Origin of the sequence: Frankia sp. AgKG'84/4 (assembly GCF_023242965.2) — a bacterium.
Classification (GTDB): Bacteria; Actinomycetota; Actinomycetes; order Frankiales; family Frankiaceae; genus Frankia.
The window spans coordinates 1-14716 of sequence record NZ_JALKFU020000076.1 but is presented as its reverse complement, the minus strand read 5'-3'; the positions used below and the strand labels follow the sequence as shown (position 1 = coordinate 14716).

Genomic DNA, 14716 nt, shown 5'->3' with positions numbered 1-14716 from the left:
GCCGGGCGCGGCGCAGTGGCGTTGTACGGGCACAGCATGGGCGCGCTCGTCGCCTTCGAGCTCGCCCGGGCGCTCTGCGCCGCCGGCACCCCGCCGGTGCACCTGTTCGTCTCCGGCCGCCGCGCCCCGCACCAGCCCAACCGCCGCCCGCGCATCGACCGCTACCCCGACGCGGAGTTCGCCGACGCGCTGGAGTCGATGGGCGTGACCGATGGCGCGATGCCCCGCACCCCGTCGTTCCTGCGCTACGCGCTGCGGGTCGCCCGCGCCGACCTGGAACTGTCCGAGGAGTACGACTACCCGCCGGCCCCGCCGCTGCGCTGCGGGATCACCGCCTTCTACGGAACGCAGGACCCGGTGGTCGACGACGATCAGGTGCGGGCGTGGGCGGCGGAGACCGACGGCCCGTTCAGGTGGCACACCTTCCCCGGCGGCCACTTCTTCCACCAGCACCACCGCGGCGCCATCGCGGCGATCATGGCCGAGACGCTGGCGGCCTCAGCCGTCCCGGCCGCGGCGACCGCCGCCGTCACCCTGCCGACGCGGGCGTCGTCATGAGCGCCGGTGGCACGTTGCTGCCCGACGTGCTGCGGGAACGCGCGCTGCGCCAGCCGACCGACCGGGCGTTCGTCTTCCTCGACGAGCGCGGCGCCGAGACCGACACCCGCACCTACGCCGAGCTGGACGCCGAAGCCCGTGCCGTGGCCGGCGCACTGCGCGGGATCGCCGGCCCGGGACAGCGGGCGCTGCTGATGTTCGAGACCGGCCCGGCGTTCCTCGCCGCCTTCTTCGGCTGCCTGTACGCCGGGGTCGTCGCGGTGCCCGTCGCCCCGCCGCGGGCCGGTCACCTGCAGGCGGCGACGGTTGCCGTCGTGCGGGACTGCGAGCCCGTCGCCTTGGTGGCCGTCGCGTCGATGCTCGACGCGGTCGGTCCCGCCCTCGCCGCGCTGCGTCCCGGCCTGCGTTCCCTCGCGGTCGACCTCGTCACCGCCGACCTCGTCACCGCCGACCTTGTCACCGCCGACCTTGTCACCGCCGACCTCGTCACCGCCGACCTTGTCACCGCCGACGCCGGCTCCGCCGCGCTGCCGGCGTTCGTCCCGGTGCCGGTCTCCGCCGACGCACTGGCGTTCCTGCAATACACCTCCGGTTCCACCGCCGACCCCAAGGGGGTCATGGTCACCCATGGGAACCTCGCGGCGAACCAGGAGATGATCACGCGCACGTTCCGGCACGACCCGAGTGCGCCCTGGGTCGGCTGGACGCCGCTGTTCCACGACCAGGGGCTGATCGGGAACGTCCTGCACCCCCTCTACGTCGGGTCGCTCGGCGTCCTGATGTCCCCGGCGACGTTCATCCGCCGGCCGCTGCTCTGGCTGACCGCCATCTCCCGCTACCGGGCGTACAGCAGCGGCGGCCCGAACTTCGCCTTCGACGTCTGCGTCCGCCACGCCTCCCGCCTGCCCGGACCCGACCAGGCCGGGCCGGACGGGTCGGTCCTCGACCTGAGCTGCTGGCAGGTCGCGTTCAACGGCGCCGAACCGCTGCGCGCGCAGACGATGCGCCGCTTCGCCGAGACGTTCGCGCCGTACGGCCTGCGCCCCGGGGCGCTCTACCCCTGCTACGGCCTGGCGGAGGCGACGCTGCTGGTCACCGGCAGCGAACCGGGACGCGGCCCGCGCACCATCGCCGCCGATCCGCGCGCCCTCGGCGAGCGGCGTTACGTCCCGACCGGGGGCCCGGACGCCCGCGTCCTGCCCGGCTCCGGCCAGGTGCCACCCGAGGGCGGTGTCCGCATCGTCGACCCGGACACCGCCGCACCGTCCGAACCGGGCCACATCGGCGAGATCTGGCTCGCCGGCCCGCACATCACCGCCGGCTACTGGCGCCGCCCCGACGCCACCGCCGCCACCTTCGTCGCGACCATCACCGGCGAAGGAGACACCCGCTACCTGCGCACCGGGGACCTCGGCCTGATCGTCGACGGCGAGCTGTACGTCGCCGGCCGCCGCCGGGACATGATCGTGATCCGCGGCCGCAACCACTACCCGCAGGACATCGAGCTCACCGCGACGTCGGCCCACCCGGCGACCCGCCCGGGCTCCGTCGCCGCCTTCGCCGTGCCCGGCCCGGACGGCGCGGAGTGTGTCGTCGTCGTCCAGGAGATCCGCCCCGCCGCCGACCTCGACCCGGACGAGGTGGCCGCCGCGATCCGGGCCGCCGTGCTGCGCGAACACGACGTGTCCCTCGCCGAACTGGTCCTCACCATGCCGGGCGAGCTGGCCAAGACCAGCAGCGGCAAGATCATGCGGGCCGCGGCGCGCCGGCGTTACCTGGGCGCCGGATTTCCCGCGCCGACCGTGGCCGCCGTCCCGGCCGGCGCCGAGGGATGATGGACCGATGAGCGTGGGAGAAGACAGCGGGGCCGGTCCGGCTCTGGCCGGGCAGTCTCGACCGGTGCTGCACGGGTCGTTCAGGGTGGAACGGGTGCTCGCCGTGGCGCCGGCGAGGGCGTTCGCCGGGTTCGCCGAGGAGGCACTGTGGTCGCGGTGGACCCGCCTGCCCGGTCCCTCGAACACCGCCTGGTCGGAACTCGACCTGCGCCCCGGCGGAAGCGCCCTGGCGCGCAACACCTTCACGGCGGGCGGGCGCGCCGAGCGGTTGGAGAACCGGGTCCGTTTCCTCGACGTGGTGCCCGACAGGCGCGTCGTGTACGCCTATGAGGCGGTCGTCAACGACGTCTGCCAGTGGGCGTCGCTGGTCACGGTCGAGCTGCTCGCCGCCGGCGCCGAGGGCACGGCGCTGACCTGGACCGAGCAGTTCGCGTTCCTCGTGGTGCGCGGGGATGGCGCCGACGATGTCGCGCACCTGCGCGGCGGCACGCTGCTGCGGCTCAACGGGCTGGAGGCGGCGCTGACCGCCCCGGATGGACGGCTCGCGGAGAGGTAGGCCCACGACCGCCGGTGACCCAGGCGGCCCGTTCCCCTAGCGCTGGGCTGGATATTCCCTGTTTTCTTTATGATTAGTTGTTGGTAAGTAATCTCACAGTCCGACCGGCGGCCTTTTCTCGACCTGACGCGCACGTAAGGGTGAGAGAGGGAGACCGGCTGGGGCAATGCCAGCGCGGGCCGGGACGCCACCCGCCGGGAAGGCGCAATCTTTCCGGCGGTCCTCATCTTTCCGGCGGCCCTCGTCCAGGTGGCCGGTGGTGGGCGTGGCCTGCTCGATCTCCCGACGGATTTCCGTAGGCCTGAGATCAGAAGGTATTGATGCGTCAAGGACCTCTCGCTGGTAGATACGCGGCGACCGCATCCATGGTGATGCTTGCGCTTATTCCCTATCTGGCGCTGTCGGCGGCGCTCGATCCGCTCGCGCCGATCATCTCCAAGCAGCTGCATATGAGCGCGCAGACAATGAGCATCAGCTCCGGCCTCGGCAACGCGGCCTACGCGCTCGGAACGGTGGTCGCCGTCCAGCTCGGCCAGCACCTGCCGCAGCGACGGATGCTGCTCGGCTACGCCGTGCTGCTCGTTATCGGCTCGCTGCTGACGGCAGGGGCGCAGAACGCGGCCATGTACATCGTCGGCCACTCGTTGCAGGGCCTGGCGACGAGCATGCTGCTGATCGCCGCGGTCCCGCCACTGGCGATCGGCTACCCCCGCGACAGGCTGCGCACCACGGTAATGATCATGAACATGTGCATCTTCGGCGCGGTGGCGCTCGGCCCGTTCATCGGCGGTGTGCAGGCCGACGCGAACGCCTGGCGGCCGTTGTTCTGGATCGTCGCCGGCGTCTCCGTGGTGGCGCTGGTGCTGGTGCTGCTGACGTTCGAGGACGCGCCGCCGGCGAACCCCGACTCGCCGCGGGACCTGCCGGCGATCGGGCTGGCCGCGGCCGGCAGCGTCGCGGCCTTCCTCGGCGCCGCCGAGCTGACCAGCCACGACTTCCTCGACCCCGAGGTGATCGTGCCGCTGGTCGGCGGCCTGGCGCTGATCGTCGCCCTCATCGTCTACCAGTACCGGGCCGTGCGGCCGCTACTGATGGTCAAGTCGATGCTGACCAGCTCGATTCCCGTCGCGGGCGTGGCGATCGCGCTGTTCGCCGCGGCGGCCGCGGTGTCCGCCACGGTGCTGACCGCCCAGGTGCTGTCGCAGTCGTACGGGCCGGTGCGGGTCGGGCTGCTCTACCTGCCCGAGCTGGCCGGCGCGGTGATCTCCTCGGTCGCGCTCGGCGTGGTCATCTCCCGGCGCGCGATGCACTACCTGCCGCTGGCGGGCATGGTCCTGCTCGCGGTCGGAACCCTGGTGTTCTGGTTCGCGATGCCATCGAGCCAGCCGCTGGCGCTCGGCGCGTCGGCGCTCACCGGGCTCGGCCTCGGCGCCACGGTCGCCCCGGCCCTGTTCGTGGCCGGCTTCTCCCTGCCGGCGGCCAGCCTGCAGCGCGTGTTCGCCATCATCGAGCTGCTGCGCGCGGTCGCCGCCTTCATGATCGCGCCGATCTTCGTGCACTTCGCGGCGACGGTGGGCGACAACCTCAACGACGGGACGAACATCGCCCTGTTCGTCGGCATCGGCCTGGCCCTCGTCGGCGCCGGCACCGGCATCACCATCTACCTGCTCAGCGGCGCCCGCCCGCAGACCCCCGACCTCGACACGTTCCTCGCCGGCGTGGAACCGGCCTGGTACTCGCCGCCGCTGCTGGCCAAGGTCCGCGGAATCGACCTGAGCGACCTGGACCTGGACCTTCGCGTACCGGAAAGCGTCGACTGACATGACATCGACCCAACCCGAGGCCACCTGGCCCGGATCTCCGACGGCCGCCCCCGGCCCGGTCCTGTTCGCCTTCGACGGCTCGGACGTCGCCGAATACGCGATCCGGTATGCCGCCACGCAGCTCGCACCCGGGCGCGAGGCGCTCGTCCTGTGCGTCTGGCAGCCGGCCGACGTCGGCTTCACCCTGACCGTCCCGCAGCACTTCGACGCGAACAATGCCGCGGAGGTGGAAAAGGCCGCCGCGGAAACCGCGGAGCGCGGTGCGGCGTTGGCGGTCGCCGCGGGTTTCCGCGCGCAGAGTGCCACCGCGGAGACGGCGCCGACCTGGAAGGGCATCGTCACCACCGCGGCCGATCGCGGGGCGAGCCTCATCGTCCTTGGCGCCCACCGGCACACCGGCCTGGTCGGCCACCTGCTCGGCAGCGTCGCTGCCTCCGTCGTCGCCCACGCCCCGGGCTCCGTCCTGGTCGTCCACCAGCGCGGCTGACGGGCGGCGCCGGACCCGCGGTCCCCGCCGCCGAGCTTGCTGGTTGGCGCCGTCGAGGCAGGCGCAGCCGCACCTGATCCTGGCAGTACGACACGCCGATGTGTCGGTGGTCATGAGCCACGTCCCCTGGCCCTATCGGGGGCAGGTCTGGCTCCGACAGGGCCTCCGGGGCCAGACCTGCGCGCGAAGCGACGTGATGAAGGGCGTTTCTTGGGGTCGTGAGTGGTGGCTATGTCTCCTTTCGGCGTGTCGGCGATTCGGTGTCATGGTTCGGACTGTTGGGCGGCGCCCGCTGCCCGGCTCTCCGTTGGAGTCGTCGGGTAGTCGGCGGTCCGGATCGGTGAGGGTGTGAACGGCAGGCGGTCCGCGGTGGTCCCTGCGGCGCTGGTCTCGGCGCGGGTGGCCGCCCCGGCCGCGGCTCAGGCGTGGATGGACCGGCGGTCGTCGCTGGAGGTGTCGATAGCGATCTTGCGGGGCTTGGCCTTCTCCGCGACCGGGATCCGTAGCGTCAGCACGCCGGCGTGGTAGCTGGCGGTGATCTTCTCTGTGTCCAGGTTGTCGCCCAGGATCAACTGGCGGCTGAACACACCGCGTGGCCGCTCGGCGACCAGGACCTCGCCGTTCCCCTTCAGTGCCGGACGTTGCGCCCGCACGGTCAACACGTTGCGTTCGACGTCCAGATCCACCGTGGCGGGGTCCACCCCGGGCAGATCGAACTCCGCCACGAACTCCTCGCCCTCGCGCCAGGCGTCGATCGGCATCCCGCTGGGCCGGGCCACGGTGCCCGGAGTGCCGAGCACCTGCTGGCTGAGCCGATCCAGCTCCCTGAACGGGTCGGTGCGCACCAACATCGGAACTCCACCTCCACGATCACGATCTTGTCTGTAAGAGCGTCGGGTCATCACTTATCTGTGGTGTCTGACCCAGATTTTTTATAGCACCGGCAGAACATCTGAGGCAAGACCCCGGTCGACTGTCCGAGCGGAATCCCAGGAGGCGCCCCGTGAGTCCGTCCGGTGTCGACCCGACCCGAGGTGTACAGCAGGCTGCCTGCCCCGCGGGCCAGCGCCGCGCCGGCGGGGGCTAGCTTGAAAGGAGCGGTGAAGATCCGCTTGACGTGGTGGTGGGCTACGCGAAGAGGCCGGCCGCGGGCACGGTTCGTGGAGTCCCTGGGTGGGCAGGACGGCCGGCGAGAGACCTGATCGACGGGTGAGGGGTGGCCGCGGTGCGCGACAGGGGCTGGTCGGCCAGTGTGGAGCTCCCGTTCGACGCGCGTTCTGTGGGCGCTTCTCGGGAGGTGCTGCGGGGGTTGTTGCTGGCCTGGGGCCATGAGCATCAGATTGACGATGCCGCGGTGGTGGTGTCGGAGCTGGTGACCAACGCCGTGCAGCACGCCGGTGAACAGGGGCAACTGCGGCTGGAGCTTCGGGTCACCGATGAGGTGCTGCGCCTGGAACTAGCCGACGGGTCGTCGGTGCGGCCGATGGCTCGGGAGATCGTCGACTCCGATGAGCGGGGCCGTGGGATGCACATCGTTGATGTGCTCACGGCCCGGTGGGGAGTCGAGACGCACGGCGACGGCAAGCGCGTCTGGGTCGAACTCGACTAAGAGGGCGGGGCGGCCACGTGGACGGGGCCGTTCGCTGGCTGTGTTCGCCACGGGTCAACGGCGGCTGGCCTGCGACGTCGCGTCCACCACCGCTACCCGAAGGGCGGGGCCACATCCCGGCTGGTCCGCTTGCTGGTGGTCCGCTTGCTGGTGGACTACGCGTCGGGGGTTTCGGCGGGCGACGGCTGGCTGTCGCGTATTTGCTGGTTGAGTTGCCGGGCTTCGGCGAGTTGATCTTCGAGGATGACGATGCGGCAGGCAGCGTCGATGGGGGTGCCTTGGTCGACGAGTTCCCGGACGCGGGCGGCGAGGCGCAGCTGGTAGCGGGAGTAGCGGCGGTGGCCGCCTTCGGAGCGAAGCGGTGTGATCAGGCGGGCTTCCCCGAGGGTCCGCAGGAAGGCCGGCGTGGTGCCGAGCATCTCGGCCGCGCGGCCCATGGTGTAGGCGGGGTAGTCGTCGTCGTCGAAACTGTCGACTGGTCTGCTAGCGCTTTCAGGGGTCATCGCGCCTCTCAGGACACGTCGAGGGGCCCGGTGCCATCTGGCACCGGGCCCCGAGGGTTCACCACCATCTACCGGCCAAGACGCACCGGGTACTGGAACCCGCCCGCCCACCCGAGAGGGCGGGGGTGCGGGGATCGCATCTGCGTGACCGGGGACCACCTTCCAATCCGGGGCCTGCGCGGCGTCCGAGCGGGAGTGCCCATCGCTCGGGCGATCCTGATGGTGCCTGCTCCCCTCTCCTCGTCGTTCACCTCTAGGTTCTGCCGAACTTGTTGCGGTGATACTCGGCGGCCTGCCCTGGCCGCCGTCCTGCTCGCGGCAGTTCCTGTCTGCCGCGACCATGGACTCTCTTGGCTACGAGAGGAACTGTACCCAGAGTGGAGCCGGATGTCTAGTGCAGCGGGGACAGATTTTCGGGCTCCCAGCAGACAGCTACCCTCCGGTGGCTCTGGTAGTGAGCCTTGGGTCGGCGCTGATCCTGTGGTGATCCGGTCCGCTGTGACGCGCGCGGGCGGCACGGATCGGGTCGCGAGCCGCGGATGGCAGTGATCGAGTGGGGCCTGCGGACCCTGTGCGACCCGGACGCTGCGAATCGAGTGGGTCGGTCAGTGACCGCGCGGCGCGAACTTGGTCAGGGACCTGCCGGTCAGGCAGATCAGCGCGCCGGTGATGGCGAAGCTGTGGGCAGCCGTCGGCCACCGCGCTCCACAGCAGCGAACCGGCGACGAAGATCCCGCCGCAGGCAGCCAGGATGCGCCCGAAGGGGGCGTCGGGCTGGAAGGGGCGGCCGCGCAGGCGACCCTGCTCAGTGGGCGGCGGCGGGATCGCTCACCAGGACTGGACGGTCGGCCAAGGTGACGAGGACGTCGCTGCCCGGGTGCAGGCCGGTGGCCTGGGCGGTCGCGATGTCGGCGACGATCGTGGCGCTGGCGGGCTCGCCGTCGAGTCCGACCGCGGTGCCGCGTGCGGTCAGTCCGAGCAGGTCCACGCGCAGGCGGGTCACGGCGCCGCGGAACGTGCGCTGCCGGACCTGGCCGAGGGCGCCCGTCGTCGTGATGGGCACCGGCCGGGTGGCTGCCGTCGGGTCCTGCGGCGTCGGGTCGACGGCTCCCGCTGCCGTGCCTGTCGCGCGGGCGGTGACAACGACGGCCTCCGGGCGGACCAGCACCTCGACGTCCACCGCGGCGGTGCCGCTCGCGGGTGCGTCGCCGAGCTGGACCGCGGGCAGGCGCTGGCCGAGGACCTCGACGAGGTCGCCGGCGACGGTGCGCCCGGGCAGCCGGTTGACGGTGCCGACGAACTGGGCGACGAACGGCGTCGCCGGCCAGGCATAGACGACCTCGGGCGCGGCGAGCTGTTCGAGTCGGCCCGCGCGCATCACCCCGACCCGGTCGGCGAGTGACAGGGCCTCCTCCTGGTCGTGCGTGACAAACAGGGTGGTGATGCCCAGACGGGTCTGCAACGACCGGATCTCGTCCCGCAGCGACGCGCGGACCTGCGCGTCCAGCGCGGACAGCGGCTCGTCGAGCAGCAGCACCCGCGGTTCGATCGCGAGCGCGCGGGCGAGCGCGACGCGTTGCTGCTGGCCGCCGGAGAGCTCATGCGGGTAGCGGCGACCGGCGTGGCCGAGGCCGACGAGCTCGAGCAGCTCCGTCGCCCGCTGGCGGCGGGCCCGGGGGTTCACCCGGCGTAGCCGCAGGCCGAACGCGACGTTGTCGAGCGCGCTGAGGTTCGGGAACAGGCTGTACGCCTGGAAGACCATGCCCATGTCGCGACGGTTCGCCGGCACGGCGCTGATGTCGTCGCCGCCGACGAGGATCTGACCGGAGTCCGGGCGCTCGAAGCCGGCGAGCGCGCGCAGCGCGGTGGTCTTGCCGCACCCGCTCGGGCCGAGCAGGGCGACGAGCTCACCCGGGTTGATCGTGACGGACAGGCCGTCGAGCGCGGTGACGTCGCCGTAGCTGCGGCGCAGGTCCCGCAGTTCGATGCCGACGGCCTCGGCGCGCGGGTCGAGCCCGGTGCGCGCTGCGCCGTCGGCGCGCGCTCTGGACCAGCGACCCGGCCGGGCCCCGCCCGTCCCGCTGCTCTCGCCCGTCGCGCTGCCCTTGCCGGTCGGGCCGACCGTGACCGGGCGTAGCTCGCCTGGCCCCGTCGCGTCCGCCCGCACGTCCTGCGCTGGCCGTGCCACGGTCTCACTCATCCCTTGTCCCCCCGGTCAGTACGCCCACGAACGCGCGCCCGCCGCGGCGGCCGCCGAGGGTCACGAGCACCATCAACAACAGCCAGGTCAGCACCAGGGCGACCAGCGACACGGCGACGGACACATCCGCCTCGCTCGCACCGATGTGCACGACCCAGGACGGGAAGGTGTCCCAGAGCAGCAGGCTCGCCATCGCGAACTCGCCGAGGACCAGCGCGAGCGTCAGCACCGCGGCGGACAGCACGGCCGTGCGCAGGTTCGGCAGCACCACCCGGAACAGCGCGGTGACCGGCCCCGCGCCGAGGCCGCGCGACGCCTCGACCAGCGTCCGCAGGTCGACCGCGCCGATACCGGCGTCCAGGGCGCGGTAGGCGAACGGCAACGCGAGGATGACGTACTCGAAGCCGAGGATCGTCGGCGTGCCGATCAGCCACTGCGGCGCGGTCCGGAACGCCCCCAGCACGCCGACGGCGAGCACGACCGGCGGGATCACCAACGGCAGCACGGTGATCGTCTCGATCACCCGGCGTAGCTTCGGGAAGCGCAGGTGCACGAGGGTCATGGTGGGGACGAGCAGTGCCAGGGTGATCGCCACCGCCATGAGCCCGAGCTTCACCGACGACCACAGCGCCGACCCGAACTCCGGCTCGGACAGGATCTTGCCGTATGCGCCGATCGTGCGGTGCCCGTCGCGCCCGCGCAGGCTGAACTCCAACGCGGCGATCAGCGGTACCAGGAAGTACACGGCCGCGATCGCGAAGATCGTCCAGCGCCACCAGCCCGCCCGGACCGCGCGGCCCGCACCCGCGAGCGCCCGCGTCGCCGTCGGAGTAGGCGGCAGCGGCGGCGCCGCCGGGCCGGTCAGCGTAGCCATCGCGACACCCGCCGGGTGAGCAGCACGTAGCCGACCATCGCCACCGCGATCACCACGATCATCTCGAAGCCGAGCGCCTTGCCGAGGTTCTCGCCCCCGGTGATGACGTTGCCGGACAGCAGCGTGCCGATCTTGATGGGCACCAGCGGCACGGTCCCGCTGGTCAGCGCCCAGGCCGTCGCGTACGCCGCGAACGAGCTGCCGAACAGCAGCAGGAACGAGCCGAGCAGCGCCGGCGCCAGCACGGGCAGGCCGACGAGGCGCCAGTACGACGCCGCGGACGCGCCGAGGCCCTCGGCGGCCTCCCGCCACTGCGGCCGCAGCCCCTCCAGCGCTGGGGTGATGACCAGCACCATCAGCGGCACCTGGAAGTAGGTGTAGACGACGACGATCCCGCTGAACGTGAACAGCGAGAACCCGGTCGAGGACAGGTCGAAGCCCAGCGCGTGCAGCATCCGGGTGACCATCCCGGTGGTGCCGAGGGTCGCGATGAACGCGAACGCCAGCGGCACCCCGCCGAAGTTCGCGAACACCCCCGACGCCGTGGTGACGACGCGGCGCAGCACCGTGTTGCGCCGCGTCGAGAGGACGGCCTGCGCGAACAGTCCGCCGAACACCACGCCGATCGCCGAGGTGCACAGCGCGACCTTCAGGCTGGTCACGAACGCGTCCCGGTAGATGCCCTCGAAGCTCAGCGAGATGTTGTGCAGCGTCCACGTGCCGTGCGCCGTGCGAAACGCGTTGATCGCCACCGAGGCGGTGGGCAGGCCGAGGAACACGACCGTGTAGGCGAAGAAGGGCACCAGCCCGAGCAGCGCGAAGCCGTTGCGCCCGGTCCCACGCAGCCATTCCGCCACGCCGCGCGGTCCGGAGCCGGGGAGGTCGGCCTCCCCGGCTCCGGCGGACGCGGCGGGCGCGTCCGCGACGCTCATCTCAGGCGCCGCCGACAAGCTTCGCCCAGTTGTCGTTGACGACCTGCTTGGCCTTGTCGAGCTGGGCCTGGGTCGGGTAGCGGGTGTCCTTCGGCGCCTCGGGCAGGGCGGCGAGCAGCGTCTTGTCGACGGTGCCGGCCGTGGTCATCGCCTCGAGGCGCACCGGTCGGGCCCGGCCCTTGAGCCAGAGGTTCTGGCCCTCGTCGGAGTAGAGGTACTCCTCCCACAGCCGGGCGGCGGCGGGGTGCGGCGCCGTCTTGCTGATGGCCTGCGTGTAGTAGTTCGCGTACACGCCGTCCGACGGGATGTTGAGCTTGAGGTCCACCTTGCCCTTCGCCTTGTCGGCGGCGGAGGCGTTCAGGTAGTCCCACCAGATCATGATCGGCGTCTGGCCGCTCTCGATCGTCGCCGGCGTGCCCTTGACCGGGATGAAGTTGCCGCTCTTCTTCAGGTCGGCGAAGTACTGGACGCCGGGCAGGATGTCGTCGAACGAGCCGCCGTTCGCCAGCGCCGCGGCGAACACCGCGGCGAAGGCGGCGCCGGCCTGCGTCGGGTCGCCGTTGATGGCGATCTTGCCCTTGTACGCCGGGTTCTTCAGGTCCGCGAAGGACTTCGGCGCCGGGCTGACGGCCTTCGTGTCATAGGCGATCGAGACGTAGCCGCCGTAGTCGCTGAACCACTGGCCGCCGGACTCCTTCAGGCTGTCCGGGATGTCCTTCCAGGTGGCGACCTGGTACGGCGCGATCAGCCCCTCGCTCGCCGCCTGCAGGGCGAAGGAGTTCCCCAGGTCGAGCACGTCCGGCGCGCGGCTCTGGCCGCGTAGCTGCTTGACCGCGGTGATCTCGTCGGCGCTCGACCCGTCAGGGTTGTCGCTGGTCACCTTGATGCCGTACGTGGCGGAGAACTTCGCGATGATCTCGCCGTAGTTCGCCCAGTCCGGCGGCAGGGTGATGACGTTGAGCTTGCCCTCCGCCTTCGCGGCGGCGACGAGAGCGTCCAGGCCGCCGGCCGCGGCGGCCGAGGTCGCCGTCTTAGCCTTACCGGTGTCCGTGCTCCCCGACGCCTTCGACGAGTCCGCCGAGTCGCTGCCGCACGCGGCGGCGAGCAGTCCGACGACCGTCAGCGTCCCGGCGGCGGCCAGCCGAAGCCGACCCGTGCGCGCGAGACGCCACCCGCCCAGTCCCACAGTGCTCACATGCCCCCCATGTCCACGTTGTGGATGTCTGTCCCACGGTGCGTTTGCGCAGTACAGGCGGTATGCCGTACCGCCAGCGCAACGGTGGCGCCACCCGCTTACCGGCCGGTGTCCGACACATGAGCGGTGGAGGCGTCGACGGCGAACTTCCCGGTCCGAGACGATCCCGGTCCGAGACGGTCCCGGTCCGAGACGGTCCCGGTCCGAGACGGTCCCGGTCCGCGGCGATCCTGGCCCGCGGCGATCCCGGTCCGAGCGATCCGGCTCCGCGGCGATCCGGCTCCGCGGCGAGCTGGGTCCGCGGCGAGCTGGGTCCGACGCGTCAGGCGAGCAGGTCGTCGAGCACGGCGGCGGCGAGGCCGTGTGACGTCGTCATCCCGATGCCGGTCGTGACGGTGACGACGCGGACCCCGGCCAGCGGGGCGGCGACGAGGAACTCCCGCCCGGGCGCCGACGCGTAGTACCCGCGCCAGCGTTCCCGCACGGCGAGCACCGCCACCGGGTGGCCCAGCAGCCCCGCGGTCTCGGCGAGCACGAGATCGTCCATGTCCTCCGCGGCGAACGGCGGATGGGTGTGGGCGAGCGCGTGGGTGTCGCCGATGATCAGGTCCCCGTCGGGGAGCTGGGTGAACATCAGGTTCATGTCGACGGCGAGGAGGTCGGGGCGTTCGGCGGCCAGCCGGTCGGCCAGCGCCGGCAGCGACGGGCAGTCCGCGAAGCCGGCGTAGCGCAGCATCGAGTGCCCGGTGAGCACCGCGGGTTCGAACCGGGCGCCCCCCGGCGCGGCGACCCGCAGCATGTGCAGCTCACAGCGGTGCAGGTCCACCCCGGCGGCGAGGTCGGGGAACAGGCGGTCCAGGTCGTGGCCGGTGGCGAGCACGATGGCCGGGGCGGCGAGGTCCCCGCGGCTGGTGTGCAGCGTGCCCGCCGACACCCCGGCCGCCGACGTGCCCCAGCGCACGTCGACGCCCTGCTTCGCGAGCCAGCGGGCCAGCGCGCCCACGGCCGCCCGTGGGTCGACCCGCACGTCCCACGGCAGCCAGGCACCGCCGACGAGCTCCGGTGTCCGCAGCGCCACCCGGGCGCGCACCCCGTCCGCGTCGAGCAGCACCGCCGGGGCCTCACCGTCGGCGGCGAACTCGCGCAGCACGGCCAGCTCGTCGCCGCCGCGAGCGGCGACGACCGTGCCGGTGGGCGCCGCCCAGAACCCGGCCTGCCGGCCGAGCTCCAGCCAGCGTTCCCGGGCGACGCGGGCGTAGGCGAGCGCGGTGCCGGCCTGGCCGCTCACGCAGCCGTGGCCGAAGTTGCGCACGGATGCGCCGCGGGCGAAGGTGTCGCGTTCGACGACGGCGACCGACAGCCCGCGCCGCACCGCCTCCGCCGCGTGCGCCAGCCCGACGATGCCCGCCCCCACGATCACCAGGTCGTAACGCTTTGTCGTCATGGCGGCGACGATCGCCAGCGGCCCACCGGGCGGTCAACCAGCGGCGCGGAATTTCCGCCGCTGTTCATCCGCCGCTGGTCACGGCGTCGCGCGGCACCGGCGAGGGTGTGACACGTGCGCCTCGACACCGACACTGCCGACACCGCCGACACCGCCGCCGCCGTCACAGGCTCCAACACCAGCTCCGGCACCGCCGTGGTCGGCTTCGATCTCGTCGCCCTCGACATGGCCGGCACGACCATCGAGGAGCACGGCGCGGTGTACGCCGCGCTACGCGACGCCGTCGAGGCGGCCGGCGTGCCCGTCCCGACCGCGGCGCTCGAACGGTGGATGGGCGCGGACAAGCGGGCCGCCGTGACCGCCCTGCTGGCGGCACCCGGTCGACCCGAGCCGTCGGCGGCGGAGGTCCAGACGGTGTACCGGGACTTCCGCGTCCGGCTGGCGGGCGCCTACCGGGACCGGCCGCCGACGGCGCTGCCCGGTGTCGAGGCGGCGTTCGCTCGGCTGCGGGCCGCCGACGTGCGGGTCGCGCTGACCACCGGCTTCGACCGCGAGGTCGTCGACGGTCTGCTCGCCGCACTCGGCTGGGAGGCCGGCGTGGTCGACGCCGTGGTGTGCGCCGACGACGTCCCGACCGGCCGCCCGGCGCCGTACCTGATCTTCCGCGCGATGGAGCGGACCGGCGTGACCGACGTGGCCC

The 14716-nt window shown here is 72.4% G+C and carries 15 protein-coding genes; 7 read left to right on the top strand and 8 right to left on the bottom strand.

Annotated elements, in window-relative coordinates:
- From MXD58_RS07890 to MXD58_RS07870, 5 genes are all read left to right on the top strand, one after another.
- The coding region (locus MXD58_RS07890) for a thioesterase II family protein (RefSeq protein WP_284678032.1) at positions 1-558 on the top strand (558 nt) is incomplete at its 5' end.
- Positions 555-2393 (top strand): fatty acyl-AMP ligase, encoded by a 1839-nt coding sequence (locus MXD58_RS07885; protein ID WP_248837974.1) that lies wholly within the window; start codon positions 555-557, stop codon positions 2391-2393. The genes MXD58_RS07890 and MXD58_RS07885, both read left to right, overlap by 4 nt.
- Positions 2394-2400: 7 nt before the next feature.
- Complete coding sequence (locus tag MXD58_RS07880; protein ID WP_248837975.1) at positions 2401-2949, top strand: SRPBCC domain-containing protein; 549 nt, start codon at positions 2401-2403, stop codon at positions 2947-2949.
- Positions 2950-3314: 365 nt separating this feature from the next.
- Complete coding sequence (locus tag MXD58_RS07875) at positions 3315-4769, top strand: MFS transporter (protein ID WP_250609152.1); 1455 nt, start codon at positions 3315-3317, stop codon at positions 4767-4769.
- Between the two features lies 1 nt (position 4770).
- Entirely contained in the window at positions 4771-5259 is a 489-nt protein-coding gene (locus MXD58_RS07870; RefSeq protein WP_248837977.1) for a universal stress protein, read from the top strand.
- Positions 5260-5678: 419 nt separating this feature from the next.
- Here the strand turns inward: MXD58_RS07870 and MXD58_RS07865 are convergent, their stop codons facing one another.
- Entirely contained in the window at positions 5679-6110 is a 432-nt protein-coding gene (locus tag MXD58_RS07865) for an Hsp20/alpha crystallin family protein (RefSeq protein WP_248837978.1), read from the bottom strand.
- Between the two features lie 374 nt (positions 6111-6484).
- On the opposite strand from MXD58_RS07865, the gene MXD58_RS07860 reads away from it, so the two are divergent.
- Positions 6485-6868 (top strand): ATP-binding protein, encoded by a 384-nt coding sequence (locus MXD58_RS07860; protein ID WP_248837979.1) that lies wholly within the window; start codon positions 6485-6487, stop codon positions 6866-6868.
- 155 nt (positions 6869-7023) lie between these two features.
- Here MXD58_RS07860 and MXD58_RS07855 read toward each other — a convergent pair whose 3' ends face one another.
- The 7 genes from MXD58_RS07855 to MXD58_RS07825 all read right to left on the bottom strand — a co-directional run bounded on the left by MXD58_RS07855 (position 7024) and on the right by MXD58_RS07825 (position 14016).
- Positions 7024-7371, bottom strand: coding sequence for a helix-turn-helix domain-containing protein (locus MXD58_RS07855; RefSeq protein WP_248837980.1), 348 nt, complete (start codon positions 7369-7371; stop codon positions 7024-7026).
- A 432-nt stretch (positions 7372-7803) separates the two neighbouring features.
- A complete protein-coding gene (locus MXD58_RS31660) occupies positions 7804-8121 on the bottom strand; it encodes a hypothetical protein (RefSeq protein ID WP_248838008.1) in 318 nt (105 codons plus the stop codon).
- Positions 8122-8176: 55 nt separating this feature from the next.
- Positions 8177-9571, bottom strand: coding sequence for an ABC transporter ATP-binding protein (locus MXD58_RS07845; protein WP_248837981.1), 1395 nt, complete (start codon positions 9569-9571; stop codon positions 8177-8179).
- Positions 9564-10445, bottom strand: a complete 882-nt coding sequence (locus tag MXD58_RS07840; protein WP_248837982.1) for an ABC transporter permease — start codon at positions 10443-10445, stop codon at positions 9564-9566. The genes MXD58_RS07845 and MXD58_RS07840 overlap by 8 nt, the downstream gene beginning before the upstream one ends.
- A complete protein-coding gene (locus MXD58_RS07835) occupies positions 10433-11377 on the bottom strand; it encodes an ABC transporter permease (protein WP_248837983.1) in 945 nt (314 codons plus the stop codon). Before MXD58_RS07835 ends, MXD58_RS07840 begins: the two co-directional genes overlap by 13 nt.
- A 1-nt stretch (position 11378) precedes the next feature.
- Complete coding sequence (locus MXD58_RS07830; RefSeq protein ID WP_248837984.1) at positions 11379-12572, bottom strand: ABC transporter substrate-binding protein; 1194 nt, start codon at positions 12570-12572, stop codon at positions 11379-11381.
- 322 nt (positions 12573-12894) lie between these two features.
- Positions 12895-14016: a TIGR03364 family FAD-dependent oxidoreductase gene (locus tag MXD58_RS07825; RefSeq protein ID WP_248837985.1), complete on the bottom strand. Its 1122-nt coding sequence runs from the start codon at positions 14014-14016 to the stop codon at positions 12895-12897.
- 114 nt (positions 14017-14130) lie between these two features.
- On the opposite strand from MXD58_RS07825, the gene MXD58_RS07820 reads away from it, so the two are divergent.
- On the top strand, positions 14131-14716 hold a 586-nt coding region (locus MXD58_RS07820), incomplete at its 3' end, for an HAD family hydrolase (protein WP_250609151.1).